14 protein-coding genes are annotated in these 17,716 nt (G+C 40.3%); all 14 read left to right on the top strand.

The genetic code is table 11. The annotated features are described in order from the left end of the window. Nucleotides 1–66 precede the first annotated feature (66 nt). The 14 genes from BLS24_RS12000 to BLS24_RS12065 all read left to right on the top strand — a co-directional run bounded on the left by BLS24_RS12000 (nt 67) and on the right by BLS24_RS12065 (nt 17,715). Nucleotides 67–1,425, top strand: a complete 1,359-nt coding sequence (locus tag BLS24_RS12000) for a CCA tRNA nucleotidyltransferase (protein WP_091759488.1) — start codon at nt 67–69, stop codon at nt 1,423–1,425. 3 nt (nt 1,426–1,428) lie between these two features. Continuing rightward, nucleotides 1,429–3,132 carry a PEGA domain-containing protein gene (locus tag BLS24_RS12005; RefSeq protein ID WP_091759430.1) on the top strand — a complete coding sequence of 568 codons (1,704 nt, stop codon included), beginning with the start codon at nt 1,429–1,431 and terminating at the stop codon, nt 3,130–3,132. After that, on the top strand, nt 3,133–3,372 hold the full coding sequence (locus BLS24_RS12010) for an RNA-binding S4 domain-containing protein (RefSeq protein WP_071177312.1): 240 nt from the start codon (nt 3,133–3,135) through the stop codon (nt 3,370–3,372). A 67-nt stretch (nt 3,373–3,439) separates the two neighbouring features. Beyond that, nucleotides 3,440–3,751 carry an FtsB family cell division protein gene (locus tag BLS24_RS12015; protein WP_091759433.1) on the top strand — a complete coding sequence of 104 codons (312 nt, stop codon included), beginning with the start codon at nt 3,440–3,442 and terminating at the stop codon, nt 3,749–3,751. Between the two features lie 62 nt (nt 3,752–3,813). After that, nucleotides 3,814–5,226, top strand: a complete 1,413-nt coding sequence (tilS, locus tag BLS24_RS12020) for a tRNA lysidine(34) synthetase TilS (protein WP_091759436.1) — start codon at nt 3,814–3,816, stop codon at nt 5,224–5,226. Between the two features lie 4 nt (nt 5,227–5,230). Further along, the gene (gene hpt, locus BLS24_RS12025; protein ID WP_071177309.1) at nt 5,231–5,755 is read left to right on the top strand and encodes a hypoxanthine phosphoribosyltransferase; all 525 of its coding nucleotides are present in this window, start codon (nt 5,231–5,233) and stop codon (nt 5,753–5,755) included. A 24-nt stretch (nt 5,756–5,779) separates the two neighbouring features. After that, a complete protein-coding gene (ftsH, locus tag BLS24_RS12030) occupies nt 5,780–7,639 on the top strand; it encodes an ATP-dependent zinc metalloprotease FtsH (protein ID WP_091759439.1) in 1,860 nt (619 codons plus the stop codon). Nucleotides 7,640–7,840: 201 nt separating this feature from the next. Next, complete coding sequence (locus BLS24_RS12035) at nt 7,841–9,934, top strand: alpha-glycosidase (RefSeq protein ID WP_091759442.1); 2,094 nt, start codon at nt 7,841–7,843, stop codon at nt 9,932–9,934. A gap of 87 nt (nt 9,935–10,021) precedes the next feature. Continuing rightward, nucleotides 10,022–10,885, top strand: coding sequence for a class II fructose-1,6-bisphosphate aldolase (gene fba / locus BLS24_RS12040; RefSeq protein ID WP_071177306.1), 864 nt, complete (start codon nt 10,022–10,024; stop codon nt 10,883–10,885). Nucleotides 10,886–10,957: 72 nt separating this feature from the next. Next, nucleotides 10,958–11,461, top strand: coding sequence for a transcription elongation factor GreA (gene greA / locus BLS24_RS12045; protein WP_071177305.1), 504 nt, complete (start codon nt 10,958–10,960; stop codon nt 11,459–11,461). Between the two features lie 10 nt (nt 11,462–11,471). Further along, complete coding sequence (locus tag BLS24_RS12050; protein ID WP_091759445.1) at nt 11,472–11,987, top strand: flavin reductase family protein; 516 nt, start codon at nt 11,472–11,474, stop codon at nt 11,985–11,987. 28 nt (nt 11,988–12,015) lie between these two features. After that, nucleotides 12,016–13,383, top strand: coding sequence for an ABC transporter substrate-binding protein (locus BLS24_RS12055; RefSeq protein WP_091759448.1), 1,368 nt, complete (start codon nt 12,016–12,018; stop codon nt 13,381–13,383). A gap of 20 nt (nt 13,384–13,403) precedes the next feature. Then, nucleotides 13,404–16,499, top strand: coding sequence for an ATP-binding protein (locus tag BLS24_RS12060; RefSeq protein ID WP_091759451.1), 3,096 nt, complete (start codon nt 13,404–13,406; stop codon nt 16,497–16,499). A 19-nt stretch (nt 16,500–16,518) separates the two neighbouring features. Beyond that, nucleotides 16,519–17,715: an FprA family A-type flavoprotein gene (locus BLS24_RS12065; protein WP_091759492.1), complete on the top strand. Its 1,197-nt coding sequence runs from the start codon at nt 16,519–16,521 to the stop codon at nt 17,713–17,715. Nucleotide 17,716: the final 1 nt, after the last annotated feature.

Genomic DNA, 17,716 nt, shown 5'->3' on the forward strand with positions numbered 1-17,716 from the left:
TATCGAAAAAAAGAAAAATCCCAGCGAATTGTTCACAATAATATGTGTTTAGGATATGATGATGATATGAAGATTAAATTACCAGAGAATGTAAAAACTATACTGGATACCATGCATAGTGCAGGTTTTGAGGCATATGTTGTTGGCGGATGCGTCAGGGACTGTGTTCTGGGAAGGGAGCCTCAGGACTGGGACATCACAACAAATGCACTTCCAGAAGAGACCAAAAAGCTCTTTAAAAGAACTATTGATACTGGAATAGAGCATGGTACCGTTACTATAATGATAGGCAAAGAAGGCTATGAAGTAACAACCTACCGAATTGATGGCAAGTACGAGGATAGTAGGCATCCAAGCGAAGTAACTTTTACAAAAAATCTCACAGAAGACATGAAACGCAGAGATTTTACAATAAATGCTATGGCCTACAATGAAGAGGAAGGTCTCATAGATAGATTTGGCGGCCTTGATGATATTGAGAGCAAAGTGATCAGATGCGTAGGTAATCCAAAGGAGAGATTCTCTGAGGATGCTCTTAGGATCATGAGAGCAGTTAGATTCTCAGCTCAGCTTGATTATGAAATAGAAGAAAGCACTAAAGAGGCGGTAAAAGAGCTGGCGCAAAATCTTAGTAAGATAAGTGCTGAGAGAATACAGACTGAGCTTGTTAAGCTTGTTACCTCTGATCATCCAGAAAAGCTAAAGACAGCCTATGAACTTGGTGTGACTAAAGTGATCCTTCCTGAATTTGATAAATGTATGGAAACAGCACAAAATAATCCACATCACATGTACAATGTGGGTGATCACATCATTAGTTCAATGGAGAATATCAGAGCAGATAAGGTTTTGAGACTTACGATGCTGATGCATGATATCGCAAAACCTGCTACAATTACTGTAGATGACGACGGAGTGTGCCATTTTAAAGGTCATAGTGAACTTGGCGTTCAGATGGCTCATTCTATATTTAGAAGACTCAAATTCGACAGAGACACCATGGACAGAGCATGCAATCTTATCAGATATCATGATGACCGTTTCCCTGCAACTCCAAAGGCTGTTCGCAGAGCAATGAACAGGGTAGGTGTCGATGAATTTCCATATCTTATGGAAGTCAGATATGCCGATACTATGGCACAGAGTATGTACTATCGTGAGGAAAAACTTCAGCTGATAGAGGATACTAAAAAGCTGTATGAAGAGATCCTTGCCAAAAAGGATTGTGTAACTTTAAAGGATCTTGCTGTTAATGGTAAAGATCTCATCAGTCTTGGTGTAACGCCAGGCAAAAAGATAGGTGAGATACTAAGCGCCATGCTTGATGATGTTCTAGATAATCCTGAACATAACAGCAAGGAATATTTGTTAGAGCCGGAGCGCCTAAAGAAGACATTCTTGATGGATCAGATAAATGAGGGGTGAATCATGAAAAGCTTTGGTAAATGCTTGAAAAAATCTATATCTGTGATCATGGCAGCAGCTATGGTAATGGCTACTTCCAACACTACTGTTTATGCAAGTAGTGACAGCGACAACAAGATATCAATATCAATGATCGATAAATATGATTCAGCTGATACAGCCGCCATCAGAGCTATCGACACAGAGCAGAAGCTGATACGTTTTAGGAATCATGCGACAGGCAAGACTTATACTCTTAGCTATGACAATACCAGCATGATGTACGATGTGAGAGGAACAGTTCTTTCTCCTAGCTTATTAGAAGTAGGTGAGATAGTAGATGTTAAGTTCCTAAAGAGTACCAAGCATATCACATCGCTCAATGTTTCAGCACAAGCTTGGACAATAGACAGCACAAGAGACCATGACCTAGTTCGCGGAGACGGAACAGCAAGAGTTAAGGGCGAATCTTACAAGATGGACGCCAGAACTCTTATCATAGCAGATGGAGAGCTTGCCCTTGCTGACAATATCCTTGCAACAGACAAGATCAAGGTCTGTGGTATAGACAAAGAAATCTATAGTGTTGTAGTTACAAGTGGACATGGATATGTAAGTCTTTCATCCGATATAGTAGAAGATCAGAGCCTAGTAGGGGCTTGGATAGAGCTTGATAATGAAGTGATCTACAAGATCTCTCCAAACATGCTACTTAGTGCTCCAGAAGGAGACTATAATCTTCAGATCCTTGGAAATGGTGCAAATTACAAATCAGAAGTCAGCATTTCAAGAAATCAGGAAACTGTTGTAGATACAAGCGAGATCACGATCAACAAGCCAAAAGAGGGCCTTGTTACATTTCAGATCGTACCTGAATCTGCAGAAGTTTTTGTGGATGGAGAAAAGGTTCTTACAGGAATCCCTCAGTCTGTTAAGTATGGTTATCATAACCTCAAGATCATGGCTGACGGATACATTACTCAGAACAGATATTTAAAGGTTGGAACAGCAAAGTCTGTAGTAAATATAGAACTGGAAAAAGAGGATGATGGAAGCGAAGCGTCGACAAATTCTCTTTCTACAAGTTCTGGTTCAGTAGACAATAGCACCAGCAAGACCAGCATGGGCACAAGTCATGGAGATGTTGCCAGCAGCAAAAAAAGTGCTGCATCTGTTGCATCAACAGTTAGTAGCAACAGTTCCGATTCCTCAAGTGTTAGTAAAGTAATAAAGGGCTATTACATATACTTTGATGAGCCATACGGCGCAGAAGTTTATTTTGATGGAAGTTACATAGGAGTAGTTCCTACCAGCGTTCCAAAGATCTCAGGTAACCACGAGATAATCCTCAAGCAGGACGGTTATCAGACCAAGAGTTATAGGGTCAAGATTGACAAAGAAGAAGATAACGTTAAGTATGAGTTCCCAGATCTTGTTAAGATCGAAGAACAGTCAAGTTCTTCTGGAAATATCTCATCAAGTAATAATGGCAATACCTCTAGCGGAAATGCTAGTACAGAGGCTTCATCAGAAGCTTCAACTGGAGCTTCAAAAGAGGCATCGACAGAAGCTTCATCAGAAAGTTCTACGGCAGAAGCATCTGATAAAGCCAGCAGCAAGGAACATAGTGCTGGAACAGAAGGAAGTACTGCTGCAGGAACAGGCAAGACAACAAAAGAATCAGAAAAGGCAGGAGATGCCGCAAGTACGGCGTCAGGAGAAGATTAAATGAGACTAGATAAATATTTAAAGGTAACAAGGCTTATCAAGCGTCGCACAGTGGCCAATGAAGCTTGCGATGCTGGAAGAGTTCAGATCAACGGTAAACCAGCCAAGGCATCTACTGATGTTAAGGTAGGTGACAAGATCACAATAGGCTTCGGCAATAAGGATGTAAATGTTGAAGTGCTAGATGTTCAGGAAACAGTTCACAAAGAAGATGTGACTAACCTGTATCGCTATATTTGACAGCTTTTTATTGCATGTATTAAAATGTAATTAAACAAACATTCTATGAAAATGAGTGGGGTACATAATGGCAACAAGAGCACGCTATAAGAGGCGTCGTTCTCAGAACAGAGCAGGCATTATCTGGGCTAGCTTTGTAGTACTCATTCTTGTAACAGTAGTTTCTATCAAGAGTGTAGGACTTATGAAGAAAGCCAAGGATTATGAGACTAAAGAGGCAGCTCTTCAGCAGCAGATCGAGCAGGAGATGGCTAGAACAGAAGAGATCGCTGAGTTCGAGAGATACACACAGACGCGTAAGTATATAGAGGATACAGCAAGAGAGAAACTTGGACTTGTTTATCCAGGAGAGATTATCTTTAAAAACGAGGATAAGTAGTTAATAGCGCAGACATCAAGATTTGAGTCTGCGCTTTAATTTGTTTTTGATGGAATACGCACATGAACGCATTTGAGAGTAAGGTCTTAAACTTCATAAGGGATAACCACATGATAAAAGAGGGAGAGTCTGTCCTTGTGGGATTATCAGGTGGGGCAGATTCCATGGCTCTTGTGACAGCTTTGTATGAACTAAGAGATATCCTTGGGATCAGCATTTTTGCGGCTCATGTCAATCACATGATCAGACCGGAAGCTGGAGAAGATGCAGCTTTTTCCAAAGAGTATTGTGAAAAAAGGAATATTCCATTTTATCTTTTTGAAGAGGATGTTCCTGAATATAGTAAAAAGATGCACCTTACTGAGGAAGAGGCTGGAAGAGTAGTAAGATATAACGTTTTTTCAGAGCTTGTTAAGGACAAAAAGATAGATAAGATCGCAGTTGCTCATCATCAGAACGATGCGGCAGAGACGTTTCTTTTGAATCTGTTCAGAGGAACAGGTATCAGGGGCGGAAGTGGTATAAGACCTGTCAGAGATAACATCATCAGACCCCTTTTGTGCGTGTCAAGAGCAGAGATAGAGGCTTATCTTGAGGAAAAAGGCCTTGGCTACTGCACTGATGCAACAAATCAGGAAAATGATCACACCAGAAATAAGCTTAGAAATGTAGTCCTTCCTTTTGTTCAAGGCGAGGTAAACAGTGCGGCAGTAGATCACATAGTAAGAGCCAGCAGAGAAATCGGTCAGGCTTATGACTATATCAAAGAGCAGGCAGGCAGAGTTTTTGATAAGTGCTGCATAGACACTGCAAAAGAGATCAGGATCGATCAGGATATATTGAGTAAAGAGCCGGAGATCATCAGGCGATACGTGATCCTTAAGTGTTTTGAGCTCATAGTTCCAGGAAGAAAAGATATTACATCAACTCATGTGGATATGATCATGAATCTCATGGAGAGCACTGATGGCAGTGCTAGTCTCAACCTTCCTTATGGAATCAAGATTGAAAGGGCCTATGATAAGCTCTTTTTCAAAAAAGAAGTATCTGCAGAGCCTTCAAAAGAGCAGAAAATTTATAAGATGAGCAATCTAGAACCAGGCAGTGAATATGTATTTGACCTTGGGGAGCTTGGCATGGCAAATGTAAAAGTGATTTCATATAATGAAAAGATGCTTATTCCAAGTGATACATATACTAAATGGTTTGATTGTGATAGAATACAAGAAGTCATTTTTAGATATAGGGAGCCGGAAGACTTTATCTATATTGAACAGGGCGAATCAAGTCACAAGAAAAAACTGTCCAAATTCATGACAGATGAGAAGATTCCTGCATCTTGCAGGGATAATATCTATGTTCTTGCAGAAGGGAACCATGTATTATGGATTCCCGGATATAGAATGAGCAGTTCTTTTAAAATTTGCAAAAAAACCCAGAAAATATTGGCTATAACAATTAGTAAAGGAGATTAAGAAATTGGCTGAATCAGTTCGTGTACTTCTCACAGAAGAGGAAGTTGACAAGCGTATTAAGGAGCTTGGAGAAGCTATTAGTAGAGATTATCAGGGAGAGACAGTTCACCTGGTATGCGTATTGAAGGGTGGAGTATTCTTTATGTGCGAACTCGCAAAGAGAATCACAATCCCTGTAACAATGGATTTCATGTCAGCTTCTAGTTATGGAAGCTCAACAAAATCAAGCGGTGTAGTTAAGATCGTTAAAGACCTTGATGAACCTCTTAAAGACAGACATGTTATTGTAGTTGAGGATATCGTAGATTCAGGAAGAACACTTTCATATCTTCTTAAGATGCTTGGCGATAGAGGACCAGCAAGCATTAAGCTTTGCACACTTCTTGACAAGCCTGAGCGCAGAGTAACAGACGTTAAGGTTGATTACACAGGATTTGAGATTCCTGATGAGTTCGTAGTTGGATATGGACTTGACTATGATCAGAGATACCGTAATCTTCCATATATCGGAGTTGTTGAGTTTAATTAACTACTCATAAAGGGGGAAAACTAATTGAATCGTTCAAAAGGCTATAACTCGATTTTTGCATTTGTAGTAGTTTTACTTCTCTTAGTAGTATTTATTGAATATGGTAAGGGATTTATCTCTAATAATTCAGGAGCCTATTCTACAACTTCTTTTGCAGAAGATATAAAGGCTGGCAAAGTTGCATATGCAACTATCATGCCAAATGCCGAGACTCCAACAGGAGCAGTTAAAGTCAATTTCAATGACGGAACCGAAGAAGTAACATTCTATACGACAGATGTTACAGTCATTGAGCAGCTTTTGACTGACAATGGGATCAAACATGAAGTTGAGGATGTTCCATCAGACAATATTCTCATCACAGGTATTATTCCTGTAATCGTAGGTCTTGTAGTAATGGTATTCATATTCACTATGTTTACCAATATGCAGGCCTCAGGTTCGGGCAATAACCGTATGATGAATTTTGGTAAGAGTAGAGCAAGGATGTCTACAAGTGAGGACAACAAGCTCAGACTTGAAGATGTAGCAGGACTCAAAGAAGAAAAAGAGCAGCTTTCAGAGATCATCGAGTTTTTGAAAGATCCAGTGAAGTTCACCAAAGTTGGGGCAAGAATTCCTAAGGGCGTACTCTTAGAGGGTGCACCTGGTACAGGTAAGACACTTCTTGCAAGAGCAGTCGCTGGTGAGGCTGGCGTTCCATTCTTTATCATTTCAGGTTCAGATTTCGTGGAGATGTTCGTTGGTGTTGGTGCATCAAGAGTAAGAGACCTCTTTGCAGAAGCCAAAAAGAACGCTCCTTGTATCATATTTATCGATGAGATCGATGCAGTAGCAAGACGCCGTGGCACAGGTATGGGCGGTGGACACGATGAGAGAGAGCAGACTCTTAACCAGATGCTTGTAGAGATGGATGGCTTTGGTGTAAATGAAGGCATCATCGTTATGGCAGCTACTAACAGAGTAGATATTCTTGATCCAGCTATCCTGCGTCCAGGACGTTTCGATAGAAAGATAACCGTAACAAAACCTGATATTGGTGAGAGAGAAGCAATCCTCAAGGTTCATGCTCGTAATAAGCCTCTTGCAGATGATGTTGATCTCAAGACGGTTGCTCAGACTACGGCAGGATTTACAGGTGCTGATCTTGAGAATCTCTTAAATGAATCGGCAATCCTTGCGGCCACAAGCAATAGAGCATTCATTACTCAGAGTGATATAAACAGTTCTTTTACCAAGATTGGTATCGGTACTGAAAAACATAGTAAGATCGTTTCTGATAAGGAAAAGAAGATCACAGCTTACCACGAGACGGGACATGCTATTCTTATGCATGTGCTTCCAGATGTGGGACCTGTTCACACTATTTCTGTTATTCCTACAGGACTTGGGGCAGCAGGCTACACTATGCCACTTCCTGACAAGGATGATATGTTCCTTTCAAGAAATCGTATGCTTGAGGAGATCATGGTATCTCTCGGCGGTAGAATAGCTGAGGAGATCATCTTTGGCGATATCACAACAGGAGCATCAAGTGATATCAGAAAAGCTACTCAGGAAGCCAGAAGCATGGTTACCAAGTATGGTATGTCTTCAAATATCGGAGTTATCAATTATGATGACAATGAAGAGGACGTATTTATCGGATACGATATTTCTCACAAGAAGAATCATAGTGAGCTCATAGCTGGCGAGATCGATAAGGAAGTTAAGGCCATCATCGATAAGTGCTATGCTAAGGCAAAAGAGATCATCCTCCAGTATGAAGATGTTCTCCATAGTAGCTCAAAGCTCTTAGTAGAAAAAGAAAAGATTGGCAGAAAAGAATTCGAAGAATTATTCGAAGGAAAAACTATTTCTGAAGAATTTCAATTAGAAATATAATTGTGCAACGTGCACAAAAATGAGAAGCTGTTTTTGACATATTTGTGAAGTATTAGTCTTTACGCGGGTTTGGGTGGATGTTAGTATAATATGCGTAACCCCCCCAATACATTATATAGTTTTTTGCTATACCCCATAAGAAAGAAATACCTTCTCTAAAAAAGACAGCTTCCGCTGTCTTTTTTGCATTATAGGGGATTTATGGACACAAGATATCTTTTCCATGACATGACCATGGATTACTTAAGGCCAACAGAGCCTGATAAAAACAGAATCACAGACTTTCGTTTCAGATGTAAAAGTGGCGATGCAAGTGAAGTAACACTTGTATTCGGCGGCGAGAGACATTCAATGAATCTTTCTGAGCAGGAAGGATTGTTTGATTATTATGATGCGTCCTTTAGTGTTGGAGCAGTGCCACAGAGCTACTACTTTGAAGTAAAAGGGACAGATGGTTCTGTGTATTTCTACGACAAAAGAGGTGCTGTCAAGGATATAAGCGACAGCATGTGCTTTAAGATCTTTCCAGGTTTTTCCACTCCTAACTGGGCTAAAGGTGCTGTAATGTATCAGATCTTTGTTGAGAGATTCAACAACGGAGATACTAGCAACGATGTCCTTTCAGGAGAGTATTTCTATAACGGAAGCTTAGCCAAGCAGATAACAGAGTGGAGTCAGTATCCTGATCCAAAGAGGGATTTCAATGAATTCTATGGCGGTGATCTGCAAGGAGTTATTGATAAGCTGGATTATCTCAAGGATTTAGGAATAGAAGTTATTTACTTTAATCCAATCTTTGTTTCTCCTTCATGTCACAAATATGATACTCAGGACTATGATCACATAGATCCACACTTTGGAGTAATCATTGAAGATGGTGGAAACCTTCTCAAAAATGGAGACAGCGACAACACACATGCTACAAGGCATATCAAAAGGGTTACCAGTGCTAAGAATTTAGAAGCTAGTGACAAGCTCTTTGCAAAGCTTGTAAGCGAAGCACATAAACGTGGTATTAAGGTTATTCTTGATGGTGTATTTAACCACTGCGGATCATTTAATAAGTGGCTTGATAAAGAGAGAATATATGAAAACAGCAAGGACTTTAAAAAAGGTGCGTACATAGCCCAGGATAGTCCTTATCACGATTATTTCTCATTTAAGGATGATTCATGGCCATATAACAATAGTTATGACGGATGGTGGGGATATGATACTCTTCCTAAGCTTAACTATGAAGGTTCAAAAGACCTTGAAGAGTATATTTTCGGAGTTGCCAGAAAATGGGTTTCTGAGCCATATAACGCCGACGGCTGGCGCCTTGATGTGGCAGCAGATATTGGACACTCTCCAGAGTATAACCACAAATTCTTTAAGAGATTTAGAGAAGAAGTCAAAAAAGCTAATCCAAATGCGATCATCTTAGCTGAGCACTATGGACCAGCCAAGGAATGGCTTCAGGGCGATGAATGGGATACAGTCATGAACTATGACGCATTCATGGAGCCTGTAACCTGGTTCCTTACCGGTATGGAGAAGCACAGCGATGAGTTTAAGCCTATAAAAGTTGGTAACGCCAGAGAGTTTTTTGATACCATGTTATACGCAGGCGGAGAGAACTTCAGCATGCCATCTTTGTATACAGCAATGAATGAGCTCTCTAACCATGATCATTCCAGATTCCTCACAAGGACAAGCCAGAAGGTTGGACGATGCGATACACTTATGCCAGCATCTGCAGAAACAGGTATCAAGAAGCCTGTAATGAGAGAAGCAGTCATGATACAGATGACATGGCCTGGAGCACCAACGATATACTATGGTGACGAAGCGGGCGTTTGTGGATTTACAGATCCTGATAACAGACGTACATATCCTTGGGGCAACGAGGATAAGGAGATGCTCTCTTACCACAAAGAGCTCATTAAGATACACAAAAAATACAGGGAGTTCAAGACAGGCTCCATCAGAGAACTAGCCGCAGACAATAACTTTATTGCCTACGGAAGGTTCAATAGAACAGCAGCATCTGTAGTAGTTATCAATAACAATGAATTTGAGATAACAAAAGAGATAGACGTTTCATCAATTGGAATTCCTAAAGATGCAGTGTTAAAAGAGGTTATTCTAACCGATGGAAAGGGCTACACTACTGAACTTTCAAATAGCAGAGTTAAAGATGGCATACTGACCGTGACTCTTTCAAGATTGTCGGGAATGATTTTCAGATATGACAGTCATGTTCCGATAACATCAGAAGAATTTTGGTCTGATAACTTCCTAAACTTTGGCTGATTGTTAACACTTTAACTTTATTTTTTTGAGCAACAAGTATATAATGTTCTTAACTGTTAATAAAACATAAACAAGGGAGATAAACAAATGTTAGTATCCGCAAAAGACATGCTTGTAAAAGCAAAAGAAGGCCACTATGCAGTAGGCCAGTTCAACATCAACAACCTGGAGTGGACAAAATCAGTTCTTTTAACAGCAGAAGAGCTTAAGTCTCCTGTTATTCTCGGTGTTTCTGAGGGTGCTGGTAAATACATGACAGGCTTCACAACTGTTGCAGCTATGGTTAAGGCTATGGACGAGAGCCTTGGAATCACAGTTCCTGTTGCTCTTCACCTTGATCATGGTACATACGAAGGATGCTATAAGTGCATCAAGGCTGGATTCACATCAATCATGTTTGATGGATCACACTACGATATCGAAGAGAACGTTGCTAAGACTCAGGAGCTTGTACACGTTGCTCACCAGCTTGGTCTTTCAATCGAGGCTGAAGTTGGTTCAATCGGTGGTGAAGAAGACGGCGTAGTAGGAATGGGCGAGTGTGCTGATCCAGACGAGTGCAAGAGAATCGCTGATCTTGGCGTAGATATGCTTGCAGCTGGTATCGGTAACATCCATGGTAAGTATCCAGAAGGATGGCCAGGACTTAGATTCGACGTTCTTGATGCTATCCAGCAGAAGACAGGTGTTATGCCTCTCGTTCTTCACGGCGGTACAGGTATCCCAGCAGATATGATCAAGAAGGCTATCACACTTGGCGTTTCTAAGATCAACGTTAATACAGAGTGCCAGCTTTCATTCGCTGATGCAACACGTAAGTATGTTGAGGCTGGTAAGGATCTTGAAGGTAAGGGATTTGATCCTCGTAAACTTCTTGCTCCTGGTGCTGAAGCTATCAAGGCTACAGTTAAGGAAAAGATGGAACTCTTCGGATCAGTTGGAAAGGCTTGATAACAGCTATTCTGAAAGGCGAAGCCAACAGGCTTCGCCTTTTTTCTATTATTTAGGTAGGGGGCTAGTTTTATGCATAACGAGTTAACAAGAAAAGATATTCAGGACATGGAGGCAGAGATAGAGCACCGCAAGGTGGTTGTCAGAAAAGAGCTTCTTGAACATGTCAAAGAAGCAAGGGCTCAGGGTGACCTATCAGAAAACTTCGAGTATTACGCTGCCAAGAAGGCCAAAAACCAGAACGAGAGCAGGATCAGGTTTTTGGAGAGGATGATAAAAACAGCTACAGTTATTGATGACGACACCAAAGAAGATCAGGTTGGCATGAATAAAACAGTAGTAGTAAAATTAGATGAGGACAATAGCGAAGAAACGTATAAAATCGTTACAACAATGCGTCAGAATTCTTTGAAAGGACTCATCAGTATCGAGTCTCCGCTTGGAAAACAATTACTTGGACATAAAGTGGGAGACCATGTTACTATTAAAGTGAGCGACGATTTTAGTTACGGCGTAACGATAATTAATATCGAAAATACTGGATTAACAGACGAGGACAAAATACGCGACTTTTAAGGAGGTCCATATGAGTGAATTGCATGTTTTTCAACCAGTAAACCCAGAAGATATCGAAACTGGCCCATACAAGTTTGTCGGGGAAACAATACTTGTTACGGTAGCTGATGGCTCAAAGGTCAACATGATGGCTGCTAGATGGGGCGGTGTAGGATATATCTGGAACAAGAGAGTTGTTTTTATATTTGCCAGAAAGAGCAGATATACAAGAGAACTCATCGATGCGTCGGGGGAATTTTCAGTAAGCTTCATGAATCAGGAAAAGTATCGTGGTGCCATGAAGTATATACATTCAGTATCTGGAAGAGACGAGGACAAGATTGCCGCTGCCAGATTGAATGTTAATTATTACGAGGGAATACCTTTTGTAGACGAAGCTAGAGAGATAATAACATGCAAGGTAATTTACTCAAGAGAGTTCGATGAAGCGGGTATTGTTGACGAATCAATCAAACAAGACTTCTATGATGCAGGAGACTATCACGTACTTTACATCGGAGAAGTACAGACAATCTTGCTTAGATAACGCAAACAAGTAGTATTACGAGGGAATTATGAAGAGCCACAAGCTGAAGAAAACCTTTGTAAGTATTATTTTGCAATTTGCATTTATCATTTGCATGCTGGCTGGCTGCGGATCAGTGTGTCCGAAGCCTACTAGTATTGCGTCTTTGGGAGCTTTACCAGAAACAGGCGATAAAGAAGCAGCATTTGAGTCTCCATCAGACAATTCTAAGCCTAAGCAGGTAGAAAACGGTAAGATAACAATTCGAATCGCTACCTGGTATCAGGAAGAATATTTAGGAAATCTAAGATCATATCTAACCAGAACATTTCCAGATGTCACATTTGAATTTACATATATAGATAAAAATCATTATGAATCAATAATCGATTCGCAATTATCCTATAGAGAAGCACCAGACATTTTATATGTTGATCAGGGTATGGCAAGAAAGCATGCTCTGACCAGATACATCATACCTCTTACGGACATAACGCAAGGGTTTAATAGGTATAGTAGAGAAGCTTTTTCATATGGAAATGAAATTTATGCGGTACCAAATACCAGTGGTTATAAGTGTTTATATTATAACAAAGGACTTTTTGAAAAATACGGATTAAAGGTACCAAAAAACTATGATGAGTTTCTGGAAAATGCAGTATATATAAGAGAAACTCTTGGAATGAAGGTGAATTCTGCGGCGCTTAAGGATTACGCCAATATCTCAGAAAGTGCTCAGGCTTTTTTACAGGCATCTTATTTTGGCACAGAAGAAGGAAGCCATTTTGGTGAAAGGTTAGGGTACGGAAGAGCATCATTCTATAACGATCTGTATCCTTATTTGTCAGATTGGGAAAAACTCATCACATATGAGATCTTTAGACCTGAAATGTACACCATGGACCAGAAGGCAGCCATACAGGAATTTGCAAATGAAGAAACATTTATATTAACGGGGGGTCCTGAAGATTATAACAGGATAAAGGTTGCAAATCCTGATATTTCGCTAGGAACAATGCCATTTTGTGGAACAGCAGATGGAACGCCAATCCTGATAGGGGGATGTGACTGCGGATTTGCAGTAAACACTTACGGTGATCATAGACAATTATCAAAAGAAATAGTGACAAGCCTTGCTTGTGCTGAAGGACAGAGAGAATTATGGAATGACCGAGTTGGAAGCATGAGCTATTTAAAGGGACTAACTATAGCAAATCCTGACACATTTGATGGAATAGAACAGGCCCTTAAACATAAAGGCTTGTTTATGCCTTATTACAGCTGGGGAGAAGACTGCGACAATATCAACATGATCCTTGGAAAAGAGCTGCAAAAGGTGTTACTTGGAAAAGAGACAACAAACATGGCGCTTATGCAGGTTGATATAAAGGTAAAAAAGTTGCTGAAGGAAAAATAACTTTGTGGTGAGGGTAATAAATGGGAAATCGGAAACTTGCAAGGTTAGATAATATTAAGATCAAAACACAGCTAAGAATGGTATTTCTGGTTCTTATCGTAATACCTATCGTTATTCTGGGACTATATTCATATATATTAGCTAGAAACAATCTGATTGCCCAAACTAAGGTGACTATTCAGGGCGGTGTCAACGTTATTTCCAATGGTCTTGATAATAATGCAAAAAGAGAAAGCGATGTGCTTAAGTTCTTTTCCTATGAAGAAGCACTTAGATACAAGATAGAACATGCAACAGAGGATCCATTTTCAATCACACAGGAAATGTCAGAAAACATAGAGCCACTTATCTGGTATTTCATTGGTAGTGACTCAAATATAGAGAATATTAAGCTTTACTCAGAGTGCTTGGAACAAAGCCATATTGGTGAGTTTATCAGTAAGCCAACGGATGAGACTATCCAGAAATGGTATGAAAGATGCAGCAAAGAATACGACACAATATGGATGACCAATGAAGATGGAGAGATCTATATTATCAAAGCTCTTTTAGATGTAAACACTTCGTCCAAACTAATTGGAATGGCGACCCTCAAGATTGATAAGGATAGTTTCTTTGGTATCATCAATCAGTCCAGCTATCTCAATAATGGAATTTTGCTGATCGATGAAGAAGGAAATATCGTAAGCCAGAAAAAGCTAAAGGATGAAAAGCTAGATGAGATGATCCTTCAAGAAATAAGAAATGGCAATCTTAAGAAGGATAGTGAAGGCTTTGTAGTCAGTGATAAGTATTTCCTTTTGGAATCAGATAAGATCTCAAATGGCTGGAAGCTGTACTACTATGTTGATAGAAATGAGATGGTTGCGGATGTATTCTCACTTCTTAGCTCAGATATTGTTATAGCTGGAGTCATCTTTATAATCGCTTATGTCATTGCGACATTGTTCTCTAGAAGACTTAGCTACAGAATCATAAGGCTCAATGATGCAGCAAACGAGATCAAGAGAGGAAATCTAAATGTCAGAATAAATGATGAAGGTAAAGATGAGATTGGTGAGCTTTCTGATTCCATGCAAGCCATGGCTATCAAGATAAATGACATGGTTGAAGAGATCAATCGCAGAAATAAAGCAGATCTTTTGGCTAAGGAAAGTGATATTCATTATAGAGAATGGCTCTTTGATTTTGTGGTAGAAAGAAACAACGATATTCTGGCTGTAGTAAATGTAGAAAACTATTCATGTAACTTCATTACATCCAATGTTGAAGCGGTTCTTGGAATTTCTTTGGAGACTTTAAAAGAAGATATAAGATCCATAGCAACTGCCCAGAAAGCTGAAGGAGATGACAGGCTTGATAATATCATCATGAGTAGCATCAAGTCAGGCGAAGCCATCATCCTCGAAGAGATCAAATTTGAGAACGTAAAGACTGGAGAACAGCTCTTTTACCGAGGCGTCGTAATATGTACCTATGACGATGGTGGCAAACGAATGGCCATAGCTCTTTATGACAGAACCCAGGAAATAAAGAGAAATCACCAGCTTCAGGAAGCGCTTAATGCCGCAGAGACAGCTAATAAGGCAAAGACAAGCTTCCTTGCAAATATGTCTCACGATTTTAGAACACCAATGAATGCTATTACCGGATTCAATCTGCTCATTGATAAGCATGCGGATGATCCAGATAAGGTAAAAGAGTATACGCATAAGATCAGCCTTGCTTCTCACAATCTGCTGGGCCTTTTAAATGATGTTCTTGATATGAGTAAGATTGAGAGTGGAAAAACTACTCTTGATATTAAGGAGATGGCAATAGGTCTTTTGCTTGAGGAGATCAATTCGGTTATCAGCTTCCAGGCAAAAGCAAAAGAGCAGGAATACATCGTAAATATAGAAGAGATGGAACATGACATGTTCATGGGTGACAAGCAGAGAATTAACGAGATACTCATGAATATTCTTGGAAATGCCATCAAATATACTCCAGAGGGCGGAAGGATCGAATTCCGCATAAAAGAAACACCTTCATCTTCAGAAGGCTTCCAAAATGTGGAGTTTACTGTCAAAGATAATGGTATAGGAATGAAGGCTGAATATATCGACAAGATCTTTGATGCCTTCTCAAGAGAGGAGACAGGAGCCACAAAGAGCATTCAGGGAACAGGACTTGGAATGGCTATCACAAAGAGCCTTGTAGAACTCATGGGCGGAACCATCAGAGTTGAGAGTGAAGAAGGAAAGGGAAGTACCTTCATTGTTAACCTTAGACTCAAAGCTGTTGATGAGGATGACGTAGATTTCTGGAAGGGTCATGGAATCAGTAGCGTCATGTTTGTAACAGAGAACCGGGCACAGACAGAGCAGCTAAGGGCTGCATTTGAGGCTGATCATATAGAGATCATTGATACCAAGAACGGGTTTGAAGCAATCCATGCCATAGAGAACTGCAATAGCGCAGGTAAGGTCATAGATCTGATACTAATAAATGATATACTTAGCGATATGACGTCAGCAGAACTCATCAGAGAGATCAGGTCCAAGGACAGAAGAAATAACAGCCTGATATTCGTAGTGGCTGAGAACTTTGCGGCAGTAGAAGATGATGCAAAGGCAGCAGGCGCAAACGAGATTGTTCCAAAACCACTGTTTGTATCAAATCTTAAGCAGATCCTTGAAGATATAACTAGCAGAGCTGGTGGCACAGACAAGGAAGAAATAGCAAATCCTCTTCAGGGCATGAAGTTCCTTGCCGCTGAAGATAATGACATCAACGCGGACATTCTCATAGAGCTTATGGACATGGAAGGAGCAACTGTAACAAGAGGCTGCAACGGTCAGGAAGTCGTAGACATGTTCAAGGAAGCCAAAGAAGGGGACTATGATATGATCCTTATGGATATTCAGATGCCAGTAATGAATGGCTACGAGGCTGCAGCAGCTATCAGAAGCCTTGAGTCAGATTGGGCTCAGAGAATACCTATCATTGCCATGACTGCCAATGCCTATGCAGATGATGTACAGCATGCCTTTGATGCAGGAATGAATGCACATGTGACCAAGCCAATTGATATCAAGGTAGTTGAAAAGACGATCCTTGAATTCAAAAAATAAAAAGACGGAGGGAAAGACAGTGAACAATATTAAGAAAGTGACAGAAGATATTTATTGGATCGGAGGAAGCGACAGAAGGCTAGAGAGGTTTGAAAACATCTTTCCTATTCCTGAGGGTGTATCCTACAACAGTTATTTTATCGACGATGAGAAAAAAGCGGTGTTTGACACTGCAGATATTACTGTATCTGACCAGTATCTTGAGAATTTAAAAGAAGCTCTTGCAGGAGGGAAGCTTGATTACCTTGTTGTTCTTCATATGGAACCGGATCACTGCTCGCTTATCAGCACTGTAGTAAGTCTTTTTCCAGAAGTGACAGTCGTTGGTAGCGCCAAGACCTTTACTATCATGGAACAGTTCTTCCCAGAAGCTGCTTCTTTTAACAAGTTAGAGGTAAAAGAGGGAGATACATTATCTACAGGCAGGCATACTTTTAGATTTATTGCGGCACCTATGGTTCACTGGCCAGAAGTACTTATGGCCTACGACGATGTTTCAAAGGGCCTTTTTGCTGCAGATGCATTTGGAACCTTTGGAGCTCTTGATGGCGGAATCTTTGCAGATGAATATGACTACGAAAAAGATTTCCTGGAGTCCTCAAGAAGATACTATGCAAACATCGTTGGAAAATACGGAATGCAGGTTCAGGCTGTTCTCAAAAAGGCAGCAGGCCTTGATATACAGATGATCCTGTCACTTCATGGACCAGTTTGGAGAAAAAATATTAAGTGGCTCCTTGATAAATATGAGAAGTGGAGCACATATCAGCCAGAAGAAGATTCTATATTCTTGGTTTATGGAAGTCTTTATGGACACACAAAGAGTGCGGCAGAGGTAGTGGCTTCCAAGCTAAGAGAAAAGACAAATAAGAATATCAAGGTCTATGACGTATCTGGTACAGATGTATCCTATCTGATCAGCGAAGTATGGCGCTGCAGTAAGGTAGTAATCATGTGCCCTACTTACAATAATGGCATATATCCTCCAATGGAGAGCTTTTTAAATGATATGATCGCCCTTGGCGTCCAGAACAGGACATTTGCGCTTGCTCAGAACGGAACCTGGGCACCAGCATCTGGAAAACTTATGACAGAAAAATTACAAAACCTAAAAAATGTGACAATACTTGAAAATATGATGACTATAAAGAGTGCGCTTCATTCCAGCGATGAAGATGCAGTGGAAGCATTTGCAGAGGCTATAGTCAAAGCTTGAT

The sequence above is a fragment of the Butyrivibrio sp. INlla18 genome, assembly GCF_900103635.1.
In the GTDB taxonomy this organism is placed as follows: Bacteria; Bacillota; Clostridia; order Lachnospirales; family Lachnospiraceae; genus Butyrivibrio.